The sequence below is a fragment of the Vibrio sp. 10N.247.311.47 genome (assembly GCF_041467535.1).
GTDB classification, from domain to species: domain Bacteria; phylum Pseudomonadota; class Gammaproteobacteria; order Enterobacterales; family Vibrionaceae; genus Vibrio; species Vibrio crassostreae_C.
The window spans coordinates 125,576-141,048 of the sequence record NZ_JBFSUR010000005.1 but is presented as its reverse complement, the minus strand read 5'-3'; the positions used below and the strand labels follow the sequence as shown (position 1 = coordinate 141,048).

General features: G+C 42.9%; 16 protein-coding genes. 10 read left to right on the top strand and 6 right to left on the bottom strand.

The window, feature by feature from the left end:
- Window positions 1-16: 16 nt before the first annotated feature.
- From AB6E51_RS05415 to AB6E51_RS05405, 3 genes are all read right to left on the bottom strand, one after another.
- Window positions 17-253 (bottom strand): hypothetical protein, encoded by a 237-nt coding sequence (locus AB6E51_RS05415; RefSeq protein WP_372058090.1) that lies wholly within the window; start codon window positions 251-253, stop codon window positions 17-19.
- A 166-nt stretch (window positions 254-419) separates the two neighbouring features.
- Window positions 420-1,046, bottom strand: coding sequence for a D-Ala-D-Ala carboxypeptidase family metallohydrolase (locus AB6E51_RS05410; protein ID WP_017064850.1), 627 nt, complete (start codon window positions 1,044-1,046; stop codon window positions 420-422).
- A 197-nt stretch (window positions 1,047-1,243) separates the two neighbouring features.
- Window positions 1,244-1,558, bottom strand: coding sequence for a DUF496 family protein (locus tag AB6E51_RS05405; protein ID WP_004742367.1), 315 nt, complete (start codon window positions 1,556-1,558; stop codon window positions 1,244-1,246).
- 195 nt (window positions 1,559-1,753) lie between these two features.
- Between AB6E51_RS05405 and AB6E51_RS05400 the strand changes: the two genes are divergently transcribed.
- The 5 genes from AB6E51_RS05400 to luxQ all read left to right on the top strand — a co-directional run bounded on the left by AB6E51_RS05400 (window position 1,754) and on the right by luxQ (window position 6,958).
- Window positions 1,754-1,954: a hypothetical protein gene (locus AB6E51_RS05400; protein WP_017068647.1), complete on the top strand. Its 201-nt coding sequence runs from the start codon at window positions 1,754-1,756 to the stop codon at window positions 1,952-1,954.
- A gap of 56 nt (window positions 1,955-2,010) precedes the next feature.
- Window positions 2,011-2,667, top strand: a complete 657-nt coding sequence (locus AB6E51_RS05395; protein WP_017061769.1) for a YceH family protein — start codon at window positions 2,011-2,013, stop codon at window positions 2,665-2,667.
- Window positions 2,668-2,982: a GIY-YIG nuclease family protein gene (locus AB6E51_RS05390; protein WP_102332010.1), complete on the top strand. Its 315-nt coding sequence runs from the start codon at window positions 2,668-2,670 to the stop codon at window positions 2,980-2,982.
- Window positions 2,983-3,290: 308 nt separating this feature from the next.
- Window positions 3,291-4,385 (top strand): autoinducer 2-binding periplasmic protein LuxP, encoded by a 1,095-nt coding sequence (locus AB6E51_RS05385; protein ID WP_372058061.1) that lies wholly within the window; start codon window positions 3,291-3,293, stop codon window positions 4,383-4,385.
- Window positions 4,385-6,958 carry a quorum-sensing autoinducer 2 sensor kinase/phosphatase LuxQ gene (luxQ, locus tag AB6E51_RS05380; RefSeq protein ID WP_372058060.1) on the top strand — a complete coding sequence of 858 codons (2,574 nt, stop codon included), beginning with the start codon at window positions 4,385-4,387 and terminating at the stop codon, window positions 6,956-6,958. Before AB6E51_RS05385 ends, luxQ begins: the two co-directional genes overlap by 1 nt.
- Window positions 6,959-7,017: 59 nt before the next feature.
- On the opposite strand, the gene AB6E51_RS05375 is transcribed toward luxQ, so the two are convergent.
- Window positions 7,018-7,677 (bottom strand): PilZ domain-containing protein, encoded by a 660-nt coding sequence (locus AB6E51_RS05375; RefSeq protein ID WP_102332012.1) that lies wholly within the window; start codon window positions 7,675-7,677, stop codon window positions 7,018-7,020.
- Window positions 7,678-7,871: 194 nt separating this feature from the next.
- Here AB6E51_RS05375 and AB6E51_RS05370 point away from each other — a divergent pair, with 194 nt between their 5' ends.
- Entirely contained in the window at window positions 7,872-8,222 is a 351-nt protein-coding gene (locus AB6E51_RS05370; RefSeq protein WP_017061764.1) for a HopJ type III effector protein, read from the top strand.
- A gap of 134 nt (window positions 8,223-8,356) precedes the next feature.
- Here AB6E51_RS05370 and AB6E51_RS05365 read toward each other — a convergent pair whose 3' ends face one another.
- Window positions 8,357-8,665: a DUF1289 domain-containing protein gene (locus AB6E51_RS05365; protein ID WP_372058059.1), complete on the bottom strand. Its 309-nt coding sequence runs from the start codon at window positions 8,663-8,665 to the stop codon at window positions 8,357-8,359.
- A gap of 160 nt (window positions 8,666-8,825) precedes the next feature.
- Between AB6E51_RS05365 and yegD the strand changes: the two genes are divergently transcribed.
- From yegD to AB6E51_RS05345, 4 genes are all read left to right on the top strand, one after another.
- Window positions 8,826-10,178: a molecular chaperone gene (yegD, locus tag AB6E51_RS05360; RefSeq protein ID WP_372058058.1), complete on the top strand. Its 1,353-nt coding sequence runs from the start codon at window positions 8,826-8,828 to the stop codon at window positions 10,176-10,178.
- A 491-nt stretch (window positions 10,179-10,669) separates the two neighbouring features.
- Window positions 10,670-11,728: a porin gene (locus AB6E51_RS05355; protein ID WP_017066091.1), complete on the top strand. Its 1,059-nt coding sequence runs from the start codon at window positions 10,670-10,672 to the stop codon at window positions 11,726-11,728.
- A 348-nt stretch (window positions 11,729-12,076) separates the two neighbouring features.
- Complete coding sequence (locus AB6E51_RS05350; protein ID WP_229648187.1) at window positions 12,077-12,709, top strand: fumarylacetoacetate hydrolase family protein; 633 nt, start codon at window positions 12,077-12,079, stop codon at window positions 12,707-12,709.
- A 150-nt stretch (window positions 12,710-12,859) separates the two neighbouring features.
- Window positions 12,860-13,492: a LysE family translocator gene (locus AB6E51_RS05345; protein WP_017068640.1), complete on the top strand. Its 633-nt coding sequence runs from the start codon at window positions 12,860-12,862 to the stop codon at window positions 13,490-13,492.
- A 107-nt stretch (window positions 13,493-13,599) separates the two neighbouring features.
- On the opposite strand, the gene AB6E51_RS05340 is transcribed toward AB6E51_RS05345, so the two are convergent.
- Entirely contained in the window at window positions 13,600-15,306 is a 1,707-nt protein-coding gene (locus AB6E51_RS05340) for a phospho-sugar mutase (RefSeq protein WP_372058057.1), read from the bottom strand.
- Between the last annotated feature and the right edge of the window lie 167 nt (window positions 15,307-15,473).

Genomic DNA, 15,473 nt, shown 5'->3' with positions numbered 1-15,473 from the left:
GCTAGCGCGGCGCTACTTAACGAACTTCCAATCTAAGGTTGTATTGTGCAAGGCAACGACCGACATAGCTGATGTTCAGCAAGGCTGCGACTAAGATGGTGCTGATGTGGGCGACGATTTGAATTGGCAGTGAGAAGTGATCGGCCATTGGATAAGCAACAATAATACTGAGAAGCATAAGCAAGGTTGTGATAGCTAGACTGAAGTTTGAAACAGAAAGCAGAGTTTGAAAGCGTTGAGTCATCGTCTTCATATTGAATTCCTAATTGCTATTAATAATTATGATACTTGTTATTAATATCAATTAGCGTTCCAGTTTTAATTTACATTTAAAATCATAATCTTATGTAATTTCGCTTGTTTTTAGAGTCTAAGTGACACGTGCAAATTGCAGGTCTTTATGACTTGATCGTGTTTCTTTACCATTGTCTAAACCCACAAGTATCGATGTGGAATCGAACACCTGAATATAAACCAAGCCCAACATTATTTTTTTGCCCGAATTCCGAATGAATATTTTTAAGTTTCACGTGTAGATCTTCGCGAGTAATGTCATTTGCAGGCACTAGGTCTAAGGCACAAAACTCTAAGTGCTTACTTCGCAGTGCACCACCAGCTTGTTGATTGTAGATATCGGTTCGCTCTCCAGATACTGGTATAACAACACCGATTTCAGGCTCAATATATTGTTGTATGTACTTCAGGGTATTGATCATGTTTGGCACATGTTTCTTATTTGGGAGGGTAAACAAGGTTGTATTACTCATTGCCCAATCCGTCCCTTGCAATAGAACGAGATGCAGAGGCATGCTCTGAGTAACGCCATTGTCCTTGAGTTGTTGTCCGATTGCTCTCACTTGGTCTTGAGCGTGATTGAGGAGCATCCAACCTCGAAATGCTGATCGGGTCGGAACCTTGTAGCCATGAACATCGACCACGAGATCGTCATAAGTGATTTCGGTTTCTTCGGTATAAAGTTTCTCAAATTTTTCAGGGTAAGGTTGTGTCGTTGATAACGCCAAGGTTATCAGAATACTTCCGTACATAAAGTCTCTCCATCGCTAGTGTACACTCGTTATTTAGTTTGATACTGCTGTTGAGTTTCATTCATTTTGCTTAGGTACGCTTAAGCCTAGACGGTTAGGTTTAGATGCTTAAGTATAGACGCTGGAGTTTAGGTAAAAAAAACCCACTACTAAGAGTGGGTTACTAACATTGTTACAAGTAAATTAGCGAGGTTAGATTACTTCTTACCTTGGATTTGCTTGTCTTCTTCTGTCAGTTCACGAATGCGACGGCTGATGTCACGGCGAGCTTTAGAAATCTCAGCGCTCTTGATGATGTGGTCATCAACACGGTCTTCGTAGTCAGCTTTCATATTTTTGATAATGCCTAGGATCTCGTCGTGAGTCATCTCTGGCTTGATGTAATCAAGTAGGTTATCAAGAAGGTCGACACGCTTACGGTTGTCACGAACTTTCTTTTCGTTGTCTAAAAGTTCACGCTTAAGTTTGTTCTTACGTCGTGCTTGGTTAACAATTTCAAATACGCTGCTCATAGATTCCTTTTCCTATTCGTCAAATACGTTGTCTGCTTCTGATTAAAGCACATCAATTGATGATGTAACAGTCTTTAGATCAAAGCAAAAGTAAGGTTGTTTAATTATTCGTCACTCTCGCTGATGTGTGATTGTTTTTATCTTACCGTTCAAGTTAGTATCCCATGTAGATACTGCATTGATACGAAATGTGAAATGAATCAACAACAATTGGAAAACGAAGAATTGGACGACAATGTCACTGAATCTTCAGCAGAACAAAACAAGCTTCGTGATGCGTATGTACAAGAGCGTACTTATTTGGAAGTCGTGGAAATAGAGCTAAACCGTTCTAAGATCATAATGATTGATGAACAGGGCAGAAAGAAACGAGTACCAATTTTGTCTGAACACTAGTTACTGCATTGTTAGGTGTTGAGATGGAATTATCAAAATAATAAAAAGGAAAAACGATGAACACAGTACTTTCCCCAATTGAAGCGAGAATTATCGGTTGTTTGATCGAGAAAGAAGTCACTACTCCCGATCATTACCCACTGACACTGAACAGTTTAACCACGGCATGCAATCAAAAGAGTAACCGTGAACCTGTTCTCTCTCTTTCTGAGTCAGATGTTTTAGATGCAGTTGATGGTTTAATCGGACGTCGCATGGTGAGTGATGAGAGCAGCTTCAATAGCCGTGTTAATAAGTATCAGCATCGTTTCTGCAACACTGAGTTCGGCGATCTGCAATTTACAGAGCAAGAGCGTGCAATCATCTGCTGTATGTTACTGCGCGGTGCGCAAACACCCGGTGAACTTCGTACTCGAACGGGTCGCCTTGCAAACTTTAGTGATGTGAAAGAAGTAGAAGCAACATTAGACAAACTCGCTGCAAGAGAAGCAGGTGCCTTGGTTGTGAAGCTGCCACGCGAAGCGGGTAAACGTGAATCACGCTACCAGCATTTGTTGAGCGGTGAAGTGGACGTTGAAGCGTTTGCGATGGCATCAGTAAGCGCGGCTGCCCCCTCTGCAACGAGTGAGAAGTTTGAAGAGCTTGAGTCTGAAGTTGCAAGCCTACGAGCAGAAGTGGCAGAGCTTAAGGCTCTGGTTGAATCACTGCTTTAAATGTCAGATGCTGATAAAAATGCGGATTGGGTCGTGTACTTGATCCGCAATCGTCACAATGCCCTTTATTGTGGCGTGACGAACAATCTAGAACGTCGATTTGAACAACATCAAACCGGTAAAGGCGCCAAAGCTTTAAAAGGTAAAGGCCCACTTAAGCTGGTTTGGAGGTTTGGTGTTGGCTCAAAAAGTGAGGCGTTGAAAACCGAATACGCGATCAAGCAGTTGCCCAAATCCCGCAAAGAAAAACTGGTATCACTCAAACTGATTATTGAGTGGCAAAAAGACAAAATTCAATATATCGAAGTCTCATAATTCATAGCTAAAATGTTTGTTATTGATTAAATCTTAATAGTGTAAGGAGCTATATCGGCTCTAGCTAAGCTTATGAATTTAAATGGTAATTACTCTTACCGTGAATGGGCTGAAATCATAATTTAACTCGTTGTTCTTAATCTCCATTCCAAATTAACATATTGCTCATTTAGAATGTCGTTCTAATTAGTGTTAGACGCTATCATTTATCATCGTTGTCCTACATAATATCCATTAGCCATACAAAGAGATGGTGTCATGCTAGGTTAAAAAATGAGCCAAAGTAGCTCATCTAAAACGAGAAAAATATGAAACGTTTACTGATGTTGTTTGGACTTGCCGTATTTTCTGCGTCCGCTCTTTCCCATGGTACTCATGTCCTCAATAGGTACTGGGAATACCAAGATTATCTTTCCACTTTTCCAGAACAAAGAGCATTGACCGATAAAATGGTCGAGGCTGTACAAAATCACCCTGTGCCACTGAGAAGAATCCAAGACGAACCAATTACGATTTCCGTGGTGTATCCGGGTCAACAGATCTCGGATTACTGGGTTCGCAATATTCAAGCTTTTGAGAAGCGTCTCGATAGGCTGAAGATCCGCTATCAAATAAATCAAGTGTTTACCCGTATTAATGCCGATCTCGCGCAGCAGAGTATTTCGTTGCAAGAAGCGATTGAAAACAAGACGGATTATTTGATTTTCACGCTAGATACCACGCGCCACCGCAAGTTTATCGAGTACGTGTTGACCTCTACAGACACCAAACTGATTCTTCAAAATATCACGACGCCAGTGCGAGCTTGGGCAGATAGACAGCCATTTATGTATGTGGGTTTTGACCATGCGACAGGCAGTTTAAAACTGGCGGACTATTTTAAACAAGTAAGTCCGCCAGACAGTAAGTATTCTGTTTTGTATTACTCACAAGGCTATATCAGTGATGCGCGTGGAGATACTTTTATCCATGAAGTGAATACGGTTACCAACTTTACCCTTAAGTCTTCGTTTTACACAAAATCAAACAAAGACAGTGGCTACCAAGCGGCTAAAATCAGTATAGAGAACGATAAGGATCTAGACTTTATCTATGCATGTTCAACGGATGTCGCTCTCGGTGCGTTGGAAGCGATTCGTGAATCGGGCCAAGACATCTTAGTGAATGGTTGGGGAGGCGGCTCTGCTGAACTTGAAGCCATTGCAAGGGGCGACCTAGATGTTACTGTCATGCGTATGAACGACGATACAGGCATTGCAATGGCAGAGGCGATCAAGTGGGATCTAGCCGGTTTGGAAGTGCCTACCGTTTACTCTGGTGAATTTGAAATTGTCACCAAGGAAGATTCCCCAGAACGTATTTCAGAACTTAAACAGCGAGCATTTAGGTACTCAGGTCACTAATGAAGAAAAGTTACGCCAGTACACCTAGAAACACTTTAGCTAGACTCATTACGCGTATCGTTATTTTGGTGATAGGCGTGATGGCACTTGGCGTGCTTATTCATAATTATGAAACCAGCAGTAATATCGTACAGCAAGAGACGAATCGAACGGTACAGCAAACCTCAAGCCTGATCCAAAACATGTTTGATTATCGTTTGTCGGTGCTGCAAATCCATCAAGACAGTAGCTCACACAGTGAAACTCTCAGAGAGTACATTGATACGGGTAATGACGAGACTCTGAGCTACTTTTTCTTTGGTGTTGACCAACGTGAACCGGATCATGCACCAGATTTACGCTTTGTCTCAACCCACGATGGTTTGGCTTGGGAAGACGGCAACAGTCAATTTTATGGTTTGGATGAGTCCAACTTAAAGCATATTTCTGATGAGGTTTCGTTCAGCAGTAATTGGCATTTTATTAAACTGAGGACAGATATAGGTAAGCGTCACTTGTTGGCTCGCCGTACCCCTATTGTTGATAACGCTACTGGGGAAGTCCTTGGTCAACTCTATATCGCCATTGTGCTTGACAACAACTTCTCTTTGGCTGAGTCAATCCAACAGGGCAGTAATAGCGAAAATATCGTGATTGAAGCGCACGGTACACCGGTGACATCGACATTCAGTGGTGATGAAAGCTACACCATTACTGACATCCTCAATTACCAAATGTACGAACAGTTGCCGCGTCATTTCGTTACCATCGCAACCATTAAGATTAATGCTGTTGAAACTCCTTTAATCATTCGAGCTGTTCAAAAAAATAATAATTTCATTGCGTTAGAAGAGAATTATCAGCGTGCGATCATCGTGGTGATTGTGGTGATCATATTGATGTCTTTTTTTGCTCGAACTTGGATTCAAAAGAGAGTCTCAGCCGAGCTTGATAAGCTAATGGACTTTACTCGTTCGGCAAGTGCTAGCGAAGAGTACAACAAGTTCGATGGCTCTAACATTTTCGAATTTCATCATATTGGTTGTACTCTTGAAGACACCTTTGAGCGCTTATCTGAACAGAATCAAAAATTCCAAGATCTCTTTAACTTTGCTCATTCGCCTATCTTAGTTTGGTCTGAAAAAGGCGATTTGATTCAGATGAACCCCGCCGCTCGCATGGCGTTGTTCGATGCTGATGACAATTATGGTCCAATTGCCCAAGAGTTTGAGCAGCGAATGCTGCCTAATATTCAAATGGTGGTTCAGGGTTCTAAACTGACGGGTATTAACGTACCCATTGGTGAAAAGGTGTTTCGTTGGAACATGTCTGCTATTCGTGTGGAACACGGCATCACAGGAGTGGTGGTACAAGGGCAAGATATTACTAAGCTAATCGAGGCGGAAAGACAGGCTGATCGAGCAAGAGAAGAAGCTGAGCATCTTGCGAATGTGCGAGCAGACTTCTTAGCTAAGATGAGTCATGAGATTCGCACGCCGCTCAACGGTATTCTCGGTGTGTCTCAGCTGCTCAAGCGCTCTATGCACAATGAAGATAATCGCGAGCAGGTGGATGTACTGTGTAATAGTGCGGAACATTTACTGGCGGTACTTAACGATATCTTGGACTTCTCAAAGATTGAGCAAGGGCAGTTTAATATTCAAAAGAAAGACTTCCGTTTAGGGGAGTTAGTTAATACCTTAGACAGCATCTATCGACCGCTGTGTGAAGATAAATCCGTCGAATTTACCATTGTGAATCACTTGGTTGATGACATTGAAATCAATACCGACCAAGTACGCCTCAATCAGATCATGTTTAATCTGTTGAGTAATGCTTTTAAATTCACTCATCAAGGCGGTATCTCCGTCAGCTTTGAGATCGAGAGTATCTTTAACTCCGATCACGCCAGCTTGATCGTTCGAGTGAAAGATTCTGGCATTGGTATTGATGAAAGCAAAATTGATGCTGTTTTTGAACCCTTTGTTCAAGCCGAAGAGACCACCACTCGTGAATATGGTGGCACTGGTTTAGGACTTACAATTGTAAAAAATCTGGTCGATATGCTGGAAGGGGACATTCAAGTCCGCAGCGTGATAGGTCAAGGCTCAGAGTTCACGATAGAAATTCCTGTAGTCGTACACGCCAAGCCGCTATTAGTCGATGCTAAGCAACAAGCTGAGGTTGAGCCAGAGGCGTTGTTTAGTCGACCTTTGAATGTGTTGCTGGTGGAAGACAATCACACCAACGCCTTTATTGCTCAGGCTTTCTGTAAGAAATATGGCATGGTCGTCACCTGGGCAAAAGATGGCTTAGAAGCGATTGAGATGGCTAAGACGATTACCTATGACTTGATCTTGATGGATAACCAACTCCCTAATCTCGGTGGTGTTGAAACCACTCAGCAGCTAAGAGGTGAGATTGGTGTGTCAGCCCCTATTTATGCGTGTACCGCTGATGCTCAAGAGTCAACTAGAGACAGCTTTATGGCCGCAGGGGCGAATTACGTGATTGTAAAGCCGATTAAAGAAGAGTCGCTCCACCAAGCGTTTGTTCATTTCAAAAACTCATACTGGAATGACACAGAGCACTAGGCTTTAACTTAGTGCACTTTAATGGAGTCTGTTGAAGAGAAGTAACTAATTTTCTGCCTTTATATCGAGCCAGCGACAAAGGCTTGTTCCAATAGCAGCGTTTTCAACTCATCACTCATATCTAGGTGTTCAGGGAATTGGATACCTAGCAACCGGCCTTGTCTTTGCCTTTTCTTACTTACCACCTTGTAGACAAGATCGTCATCTAAGTACTCATTTAAGTCAGAATTGACTTTTATCTTCCAGCCGACATCAATATCTGATTGCTGGGTAAGATAGATACCGCACCCTGACGCTGAAAAGTCGACTAGTGTGGCATCCAGCGACAAGGTATCAAAAGTGACTTCACAGCTGAGACGTACTTTATACCTTTCGTGTTCACGAATAGGCTTGGTTGCAAAGTTTGAGGGTGGGCGAAGGAAGATTAGATGTGCTGGAGAGGTGATATGAGCCAGTACATTGGTTTTGAACGCGACAATGTGCCCAAGTTCGGTGTCGGTAATCGCACGAACAATAATATCAACGTTTGTGAGCTTTCTCAGCGTCAGTGCTTCTGTCGCTTTTTGCGTAAGCTCTAGGATGAGGTACTGATCTTCTTTGTGTCCGATATAAAGTGTACTGATCTGGATTGAGTCGTCTGGGCCAAATTCCAATACACCTGCTGTTTTTGTACCTGGCTTTAGGTATCTGAACAGTTCTAAGTTTTTATCTTTATGCATATTCGTTACTGAACAATGTTAATCGTTTGATAAAATAATATAACGCCCTGATAAAACTATGTCATTAGTTTCATTGAAGTAATTAGCAGCGTACAACAAAAAAGTGAATCGCTATCTCAAGTAAACAACGGCTTACTCTTGTCGTAAAACAAGATACACTGCTGACAGATATATACTTGATGGAGAAATAGTAAATGGAACTGGAAACCTTATTGAATACTCTGGCTGAAACCCCAGAGGCCGTGCAATTTGAAGATACAATGCAAGTGATCGAAGCTCACTATGATTTTTCTGAGCGCGAATTTCGCAATGGTGAGGTAGTGAACGCTGCAGGGCAGAATAATGGTTCGTGTAAGATTTTTGCTTTTGGTTTAGAGCAAGGCCTATCAGCAGAGCAAACACTTGCTTGTTTTGGTCAATTTTATCGTAACGACGTGCTAGGTTTTCCTGAGAACAGCGACCATCAAAATATTCGTAACTTTATGGTTCATGGCTGGAATGGTATCCAGTTTTCTCAGCCTGCGCTGGTTGCAAAAGTGAAGTAGACACTAACCAGGTAACGATTAGGTCGAAATTTAATCTCAGTATTTTGAAGCGAGAAAACAACCTCTCGCTTTTTTTGTCTATGTTGAACTGGCTAGTAACTTGCTATCCAGTAACTTACTAAATGGGCTCTAAACTACTGAATAGGCAGTTCAGACAAGCATTTACGGCACAGACATACTCCAGCCTTTGGAATATCGCTAGTATCACGCTTTTCTAGTTCAAAACACCAACACGTCTCTTTACCCGCACTGATATCGCATTGAGCTGGCTCATTACACTGCGGACATTGGTGAGTCGAACTAACACCAGTAAGATTATCCATAACCGACGTTTGCTCTTCTTCAGATAAGCTTTTCCAGCCTATAATTTCATCCATTGTTCGAAAGCAGCCACTGCACATTCCGCCATTATTTTTACAAGCCGCTCGGCAAGGTGTTTTCATTTATCTAACCTGTGATTCATTTGGGCTGAAATGTAGCATATTTGTTTGCCTATTAAGAGCCGTTAAGCTAAGAAATTACTCAGTTAAATTTAGAAATGACCTCGTAATTTTTAGGCTTTTCATGTAGCATCTCGCCCCTTTTGTTGAGTGGGGGGATATTATGTTTATTGGATTTGATTATGGAACAGCGAACTGTTCTGTCGCGGCGATGGTTAATGGAGAGCCAAGCCTGTTACCGCTAGAAGGTAACAACCACTATATTCCCTCAACCGTGTTTGCGCCTACTCGTGAGAGTGTTTCTGAACATCTATTCCGCCACTTGAATATCAAGCCGAGTGATGCGATCGGTGAGCAAGTACTACGACGTGCGATTGCGCTGAACAGAGAAGAGAGTATCGACTTAGTGCCAGAAGACATGGCATTTGGTCAGGCTGCGTTGGACTTATATTTAGAAGACCCTCGCGATGTTTATTATGTTAAGTCCCCTAAATCTTTCCTTGGCGCGAGTGGACTGCATGATGTGCAGGTGAGCTTTTTCGAAGATTTAGTGTGCGCCATGATGGCAAATATCAAGAATCAAGCCGAACTCACGACTCAAGAGCAGATCAAGCAAGCTGTTATCGGCCGACCAATTAACTTCCACGGTCGAGGTGGTGAAGAGGCGAACAGACAAGCTGAAGACATACTGTCTCGCGCAGCTAAGCGTGCCGGTTTCCTTGATATCGCTTTTCAATTTGAGCCCGTAGCCGCAGGCCTTGATTACGAAAGCACATTAACTGAAAACCAAACAGTATTGGTTGTTGATATTGGCGGTGGTACCACCGATTGCTCATTATTAGAAATGGGACCAACGTGGTCGGGTAAAGCGGATCGTACCCAGAGTTTGCTCGCACACAGTGGACAAAGGGTAGGGGGGAATGACCTCGATATCTATCTTGCGTTCAAACAACTGATGTCACCTTTTGGTATGGGTAGCAAAGGTATTTCGGGTATCGATATGCCATTGACGCAATTCTGGAATCCAATTGCGACTAATAATGTTGAAGCTCAAAAGAATTTCTATTCAAGAGAAAACCTAGCGGCATTAAAACTACTTCGCAAAGAAGCGTCAGAGCCTCAAAAGCTAGAACGTTTGATGAAGGTTTATCACGACACCTTGGGCTACGGTATTGTGCGTAGAGCGGAAGAGGCCAAGATTGCGCTGGCAGAATCCCCTCAATATCGTGCTGCGATTAATGTTGCCTCTGAACTGGTCGAGGTAGATATCTCAGTCGAACAGATGGTTGAAGCGATTGAAACACCAAAGTCTAAGATGATTGAGTTGGTTAAAGAAGCGATTCAACAAGGCCAGAAAAAGCCAGACGTAATCTACATGACGGGTGGTTCCGCTCGTTCACCGATACTTCGTGAAGCCGTACAACAAGCTGTGCCGAATGTACCGATTGTGAGTGGTAATTACTTCGGTTCAGTAACTGCAGGTTTAGCTCGTTGGGCTGAGGTTTGCTTCAAATAAGAGTTCAATGATGAGTTATGAAGGGCAACCAGTCGCTGATTGGTTGCCCTTTTTTTGTTTTTCTCTAATGAACTTTCTATTGAACGATTTTTCCTAGCTCATATTGGGATTTGTTTCCCAAAGCTAAATATTTCAGCTGAGCTCTACGTGTTACAAAATGTTTCAAAGGCAAAGGCGAGCCTCTCGATGGTCTGATGAGTTACCTTGGGTTTAGATTTTTAATGCTTTTTTGGTGATTATAAAATCAAAAATAATCAAAGTAATTATCTCAAAGAATGAAAAGAGCTCCCAGTGATTACTGTGTTATTTATTTGTTTTAGAAGGGATTTTTGTTTTTTATAGTGCGATTTTTTTTATTTTATATATTTTAATGCAACTTTATTATCATTCGTATATTAGGGTTTGGCTACTTGTTAAATACAGGTAACAACTTCTCCGTAAGCACGAGGTTGTTAGTGAATAACTCACCCAGTTACATAATGGATATGACAATGAATAAGAAACTTTTAGCGCTAGCAATTTCTGGTGCAGTATTTGGTACACAGGCAGTTGCTGTAGAACTTTACAACGAAGACGGCACAACATTCTCTGTTGGTGGTCACGTATCAGTTGCAGTTGGTGACGTAAACAGCGATGACCGTATCAGCGAAGACGATATCGGTGTTGAGTCAGTTTCTCCACGTATCAACTTCGGCGCAACTCACGATCTTGGTAATGGCTTTACAGCTGATGCTAAAGGCGAATGGGCGCTAAACATGCTTGACGGCGGCGACGAGTCATTCACAACTCGTCTTGGCTACATTGGTCTAACTCATGAAGACTTCGGTCGTGGTGTTGTTGGTACTCAATGGGCGCCATACTACAACGTTGCTGGTGTTGCAGATATGCCAATCGCATTCGCGAATGACTTCATCTACGACGATCACGGTAACCTAGGTACTGGTCGTGGCGAAGAGATGGTGAGTTACGGCAATGCTATCGATTTTGGTAACGCTGGTTCTCTAAACGTAGGTGTTGCATGGCAAGGCCGCAAGACTGATAAAGTTTCAGATACAAACACAAACAAATACGGTAACCGTGCTCAAATTGCATTGAACTACGCAATTGCTGATTTCACAGCAAACTACGCATACAACACTGGTGACGTTACATTTGGTAACATTGGCGGTGGTTCTAAAACTGCTGATTCTAACGTAGTGAGTGCTACTTACGGTTCTTACGGTTCTGAAGGTCTATTCTTAGCTGGTGTTTATGCTATGAATAACTACATGAACTCAAGCTCTGGTGTTGCTTTAGAAGAGACAGTTGCAGTTGAATTACTTGCTTCTTACGCACTTTCTAACAGTCTGAACTTAAGCGTTAACTACGAAGCGGTAGAAGACGACAAGAACAGCGAAACTGTATACAGCACTTCAGCTCTACAAGCTGAATACAACTTCACATCTCAGTTCGTAGGCTTTGCTGGTTACCAGTTCGACCTACAAGGTTCTGGCGTGTACAAAGAAAAAGCTGATGACCAGTGGCTACTTGGTGCTCGTTACTACCTATAAGTCGCAGACTTATTTAGCATAGTGTTGACTCCTTAAGTTTACCTTTTAGGATACTGTCCTAGACACCATGCTAAGCCCTCTCAAGCCTTTGGTTTGAGAGGGCTTCTTTCGTTTTAATGCTCTTCAAATTTAACTGCCTACTTTAGTTTCATTTTCTCTAATTGATGTAAGCCGATGACTCTATTTCTGGAGGGTAGGTCGAGATATACACCGATATTTACCTAAAAGTATTCAAATCAATGAATTGAGCTCAAGATCAGAATTTAGAGATCGGTAATCATCTTGTCGAAGACTCTCATTTTATGATGCGCTAAACTCTGCTCTCTAAAAATAGTTCAGGGATAAACTATGAGCAGCGTTGTAGATCAGAAACAATTGATGAATTCGAAACGAACAGCAACCCCAACAAAAGTACTGTGTGTTGGGCGTAACTATGTCGATCACATTGAAGAACTTAACAATGCGATCCCTGACTCTATGGTGGTTTTCAATAAGCCAAGCACCAGCGTGACTTCCTCTCTTTCTTCGTTTCATCAAGAAGCACTGCACTATGAAGCTGAAATCTGCTTTATCGTTGAAAATGGCCAATACTCAGCCGTGGGCTTAGGGTTAGACCTCACCAAGCGTGAGTTGCAAAGTAGCTTAAAAGCGAAAGGCTTACCTTGGGAGCGTGCCAAAGCCTTTGATGGTTCCGCTGTCTTTAGTCGCTTTGCTCCCGTTGATAATTTTGATCTCTCTGACTTAAACCTAGAATTATTTATTAACTGTGTCCGCGTTCAAAAGGGTCACGTTGAGCAGATGCTGTATTCTCCACAAACTATCCTAGAAGAGCTCTCTTCTTACACGACTTTGCTTGATGGCGATGTTGTAATGACAGGTACCCCAAAAGGTGTTGGTGAAGTGCATCGAGGTGATATTTTCCTTGGTCGCCTAAAGTGTGGCGATACGACATTGATTGAGATCGAGTGGGTAGCAAGTTAAGTAGTCTTTTCTATTTGGTTAATAAATTTGCTTTATTGTTCTTTGATGGTATTTAATTCGAATATTTTACCATCCTACAACCAATTGCATCTGGAAGGGTGTTGGTAATTGATATAAAATCCGCCTCCGTTTTTATCAATACTGAAACCCATGATCGATTTAACCATCCTACCTGTTTACCTGACTGCCGTTGTTGCACTTCTCCTTTTACCTGGCCCTGATATGTTACTGATTGCGAGTTCAAGCATGAGCTATGGCCGTAAGGTCGGCGTGTTTGCAAGCCTAGGTAATGCGACTTCTGGAATCATTCTGACAGTATTAGCGGCTATGGGTGTATCAGCGTTGATCGCAATGAGCCCAATAGCGCTTAAAGCTCTACATTTGTTAGGCGGCGCGTACTTGTTGAAGATGGGATGGGACTGCCTGCGAACAGAGCAGGGTAACGCGCCTGAGTTAAGCGATAACTTTGCAGCAAAAGCCTACTATCAAAGAGCGCTAATCAGTAACCTGCTTAATCCTAAAGCGTTGGTTTTCTTTGTGATGTTTCTGCCTCAGTTTGTGTCGACGAATATTGAAGCGACTTCCGGTCAGCAGATGCTTGTTCTGGGTTTATTACTGAATGTTCTCGGCTTAACGTTTAACTTTTTGCTGGTGGCGTTAGTGGGTACGATTGGTAAATCTCTCGTAGAAAACGCGAAGTTTCGTACCTATCAACAGAAAGTCATGGGCGGAGTTTTCATCGTGTTAGCTATCTGGATGTTGTCTTCTTTCTTTACTTCGTAGACGAATCAAATCAGACATCTTCTCGTGGTTAGCCGCTGAGACAAAAATGGACGCTACGAGCGTCCATTTTTTATATTTAACCGTTACATGTTGAACGCGCTAAATCGCTATGAATTCAACTCTTGTTGGTGTTGTTCAATCAGTTTCTCCATGTACTTCTCACCGCGCAGGCGAGTGTCTTCGTAGGTTTCTGTCCCTTCAAATTTTGTCACCGTCTCATAGTAGATCTTAACTTTTGGCTCAGTACCGGAAGGTCTTACGATAATGCGTGAACCATCCTCGAGGTGATAGATGAGTACGTCACTTGCAGGCAGGTTAATGGCTTCAGTATTGCCTCCAATGACGAAGCGTAAAGAAGACTGCAAATCTTCAATTACAGAGATAGCGACACCGTTGATTGCTTTAGGCTGTGCCGAGCGGAGCCTAGAACCAATCGATGGTGAATCCGGGTCAAGCGCAATACTGCGTTGTGCGTTGGTGTGTACACCATGTTCCAACGATATCTGAGCAAGAAGATCCCAGACCGTTCGACCTTGAGATTTGAGCTCTTCAACCAGTTGAGCGAAAACAACGATGGCAGACAGCCCATCCTTGTCCCGTACTTGAGTACCAATTGTGTAGCCTAGCGCTTCTTCATAGGCAAACAAGAACTCGTTCTGATCATCTTCTAATTGCATGCCAATATTCGCCAACCATTTAAAACCTGTCAGCGTTTGGAAATAAGTCGCACCATGAGATTGAGCCACTTTTTCAAGTAAGGTTGAAGATACGATACTGTTACCAACTAATTGGTTTTTGGTATGCGGCTTTGAGAGTAGATAATGAGCGAATAGCACGCCGACTTGGTCACCTGTTAGCATTTTGTAAGAGCCATCATCTGTTCTCACTGCAACCGCAAATCGGTCTCCATCTGGATCGTTGGCACAAGCAATGTCGGCATCGACACTTTTGGCTAGGTTAACCACCAGATCCATCGCGCCTTTTTCTTCCGGATTCGGGAAGTTGACGGTCGGGAAGTTACCATCGGGCTCTCTTTGCTCGGCGACGCTGAACACCTTATGGAAACCAGAATCGTGAAGTAGATCCTCGGCCATTTGTGCGCCGACACCATGCATTGCGGTATAGGTGATGGTGGTGTTCGCCGATTCGATCTCGTCACTCACGTATGGGCTCTGATTGATCGCAGCGCGGTACGTTTGATAATAGCCTTCAGTTAACCACACCAACTTACCTTGCGTCTCAGCGTCACTTAGGCTCATTAAAGGGAGCGGCTTGGTCGATGCGATATCGATTTCAGCGGCAATACCCGCATCGTGAGGAGGAATGATTTGAGCGCCATTCTCCCAGTACACTTTGAAACCATTGTATTCCGGTGGGTTGTGGCTGGCCGTCACCACAACGGCAGCTGCGGCGTTGAAGTGCTCAATACCAAAGGCAACGATAGGGGTCGCCGCGACGTTCGAGGTTAGATAAACCTTAATGCCTAAAGCCGTGAGTACGGAAGCGGTATCAATCGCGAACTGCTTTGAATCTAAACGGCCGTCATAACCGACGACCACACCGCGAATGGTCGCATTAGCGACATGTTCGATTAAGTAGTGGCCGAGCCCGGTTGCTGTTTCCTGTATGACTAAACGGTTAATTCGATTTGGGCCGCATCCAACTTTGCCTCTAAGTCCTGCCGTTCCGAACTCTAATCGTTGAGTAAAGCGGTCTTCAAGTTCGTCGTGCATTCCCTCATCGATGAGGTGTTGAAGTTCTTCACGAGTTCTTGGATCTGGGTCTCTCGCTAACCAATTCATTGCATCTTGCATAATCACTAAACCTATTAATGTCTGTATGACTTACCGTTGATTTAATTTAAGTGATATTAATTCTCATTTCCATGAAAGCAATCGTAAAACTCGATATAAAATAAAGTCCAACGGCAAGAGGGCACGTAGATTAAGCCACTTCAAATAATTGACTGTTTAGTAAGTAA

What these genes read in the sequence shown, in the direction of transcription:
- AB6E51_RS05415 (WP_372058090.1), bottom strand. Translation starts at nt 253, where the DNA reads ATGAAGACGATGACTCAACGCTTTCAAACTCTGCTTTCTGTTTCAAAC.
- AB6E51_RS05410 (WP_017064850.1), bottom strand. Translation starts at nt 1,046, where the DNA reads ATGTACGGAAGTATTCTGATAACCTTGGCGTTATCAACGACACAACCT.
- AB6E51_RS05405 (WP_004742367.1), bottom strand. Translation starts at nt 1,558, where the DNA reads ATGAGCAGCGTATTTGAAATTGTTAACCAAGCACGACGTAAGAACAAA.
- AB6E51_RS05400 (WP_017068647.1), top strand. Translation starts at nt 1,754, where the DNA reads ATGAATCAACAACAATTGGAAAACGAAGAATTGGACGACAATGTCACT.
- AB6E51_RS05395 (WP_017061769.1), top strand. Translation starts at nt 2,011, where the DNA reads ATGAACACAGTACTTTCCCCAATTGAAGCGAGAATTATCGGTTGTTTG.
- AB6E51_RS05390 (WP_102332010.1), top strand. Translation starts at nt 2,668, where the DNA reads ATGTCAGATGCTGATAAAAATGCGGATTGGGTCGTGTACTTGATCCGC.
- AB6E51_RS05385 (WP_372058061.1), top strand. Translation starts at nt 3,291, where the DNA reads ATGAAACGTTTACTGATGTTGTTTGGACTTGCCGTATTTTCTGCGTCC.
- luxQ (WP_372058060.1), top strand. Translation starts at nt 4,385, where the DNA reads ATGAAGAAAAGTTACGCCAGTACACCTAGAAACACTTTAGCTAGACTC.
- AB6E51_RS05375 (WP_102332012.1), bottom strand. Translation starts at nt 7,677, where the DNA reads ATGCATAAAGATAAAAACTTAGAACTGTTCAGATACCTAAAGCCAGGT.
- AB6E51_RS05370 (WP_017061764.1), top strand. Translation starts at nt 7,872, where the DNA reads ATGGAACTGGAAACCTTATTGAATACTCTGGCTGAAACCCCAGAGGCC.
- AB6E51_RS05365 (WP_372058059.1), bottom strand. Translation starts at nt 8,665, where the DNA reads ATGAAAACACCTTGCCGAGCGGCTTGTAAAAATAATGGCGGAATGTGC.
- yegD (WP_372058058.1), top strand. Translation starts at nt 8,826, where the DNA reads ATGTTTATTGGATTTGATTATGGAACAGCGAACTGTTCTGTCGCGGCG.
- AB6E51_RS05355 (WP_017066091.1), top strand. Translation starts at nt 10,670, where the DNA reads ATGAATAAGAAACTTTTAGCGCTAGCAATTTCTGGTGCAGTATTTGGT.
- AB6E51_RS05350 (WP_229648187.1), top strand. Translation starts at nt 12,077, where the DNA reads ATGAGCAGCGTTGTAGATCAGAAACAATTGATGAATTCGAAACGAACA.
- AB6E51_RS05345 (WP_017068640.1), top strand. Translation starts at nt 12,860, where the DNA reads ATGATCGATTTAACCATCCTACCTGTTTACCTGACTGCCGTTGTTGCA.
- AB6E51_RS05340 (WP_372058057.1), bottom strand. Translation starts at nt 15,306, where the DNA reads ATGCAAGATGCAATGAATTGGTTAGCGAGAGACCCAGATCCAAGAACT.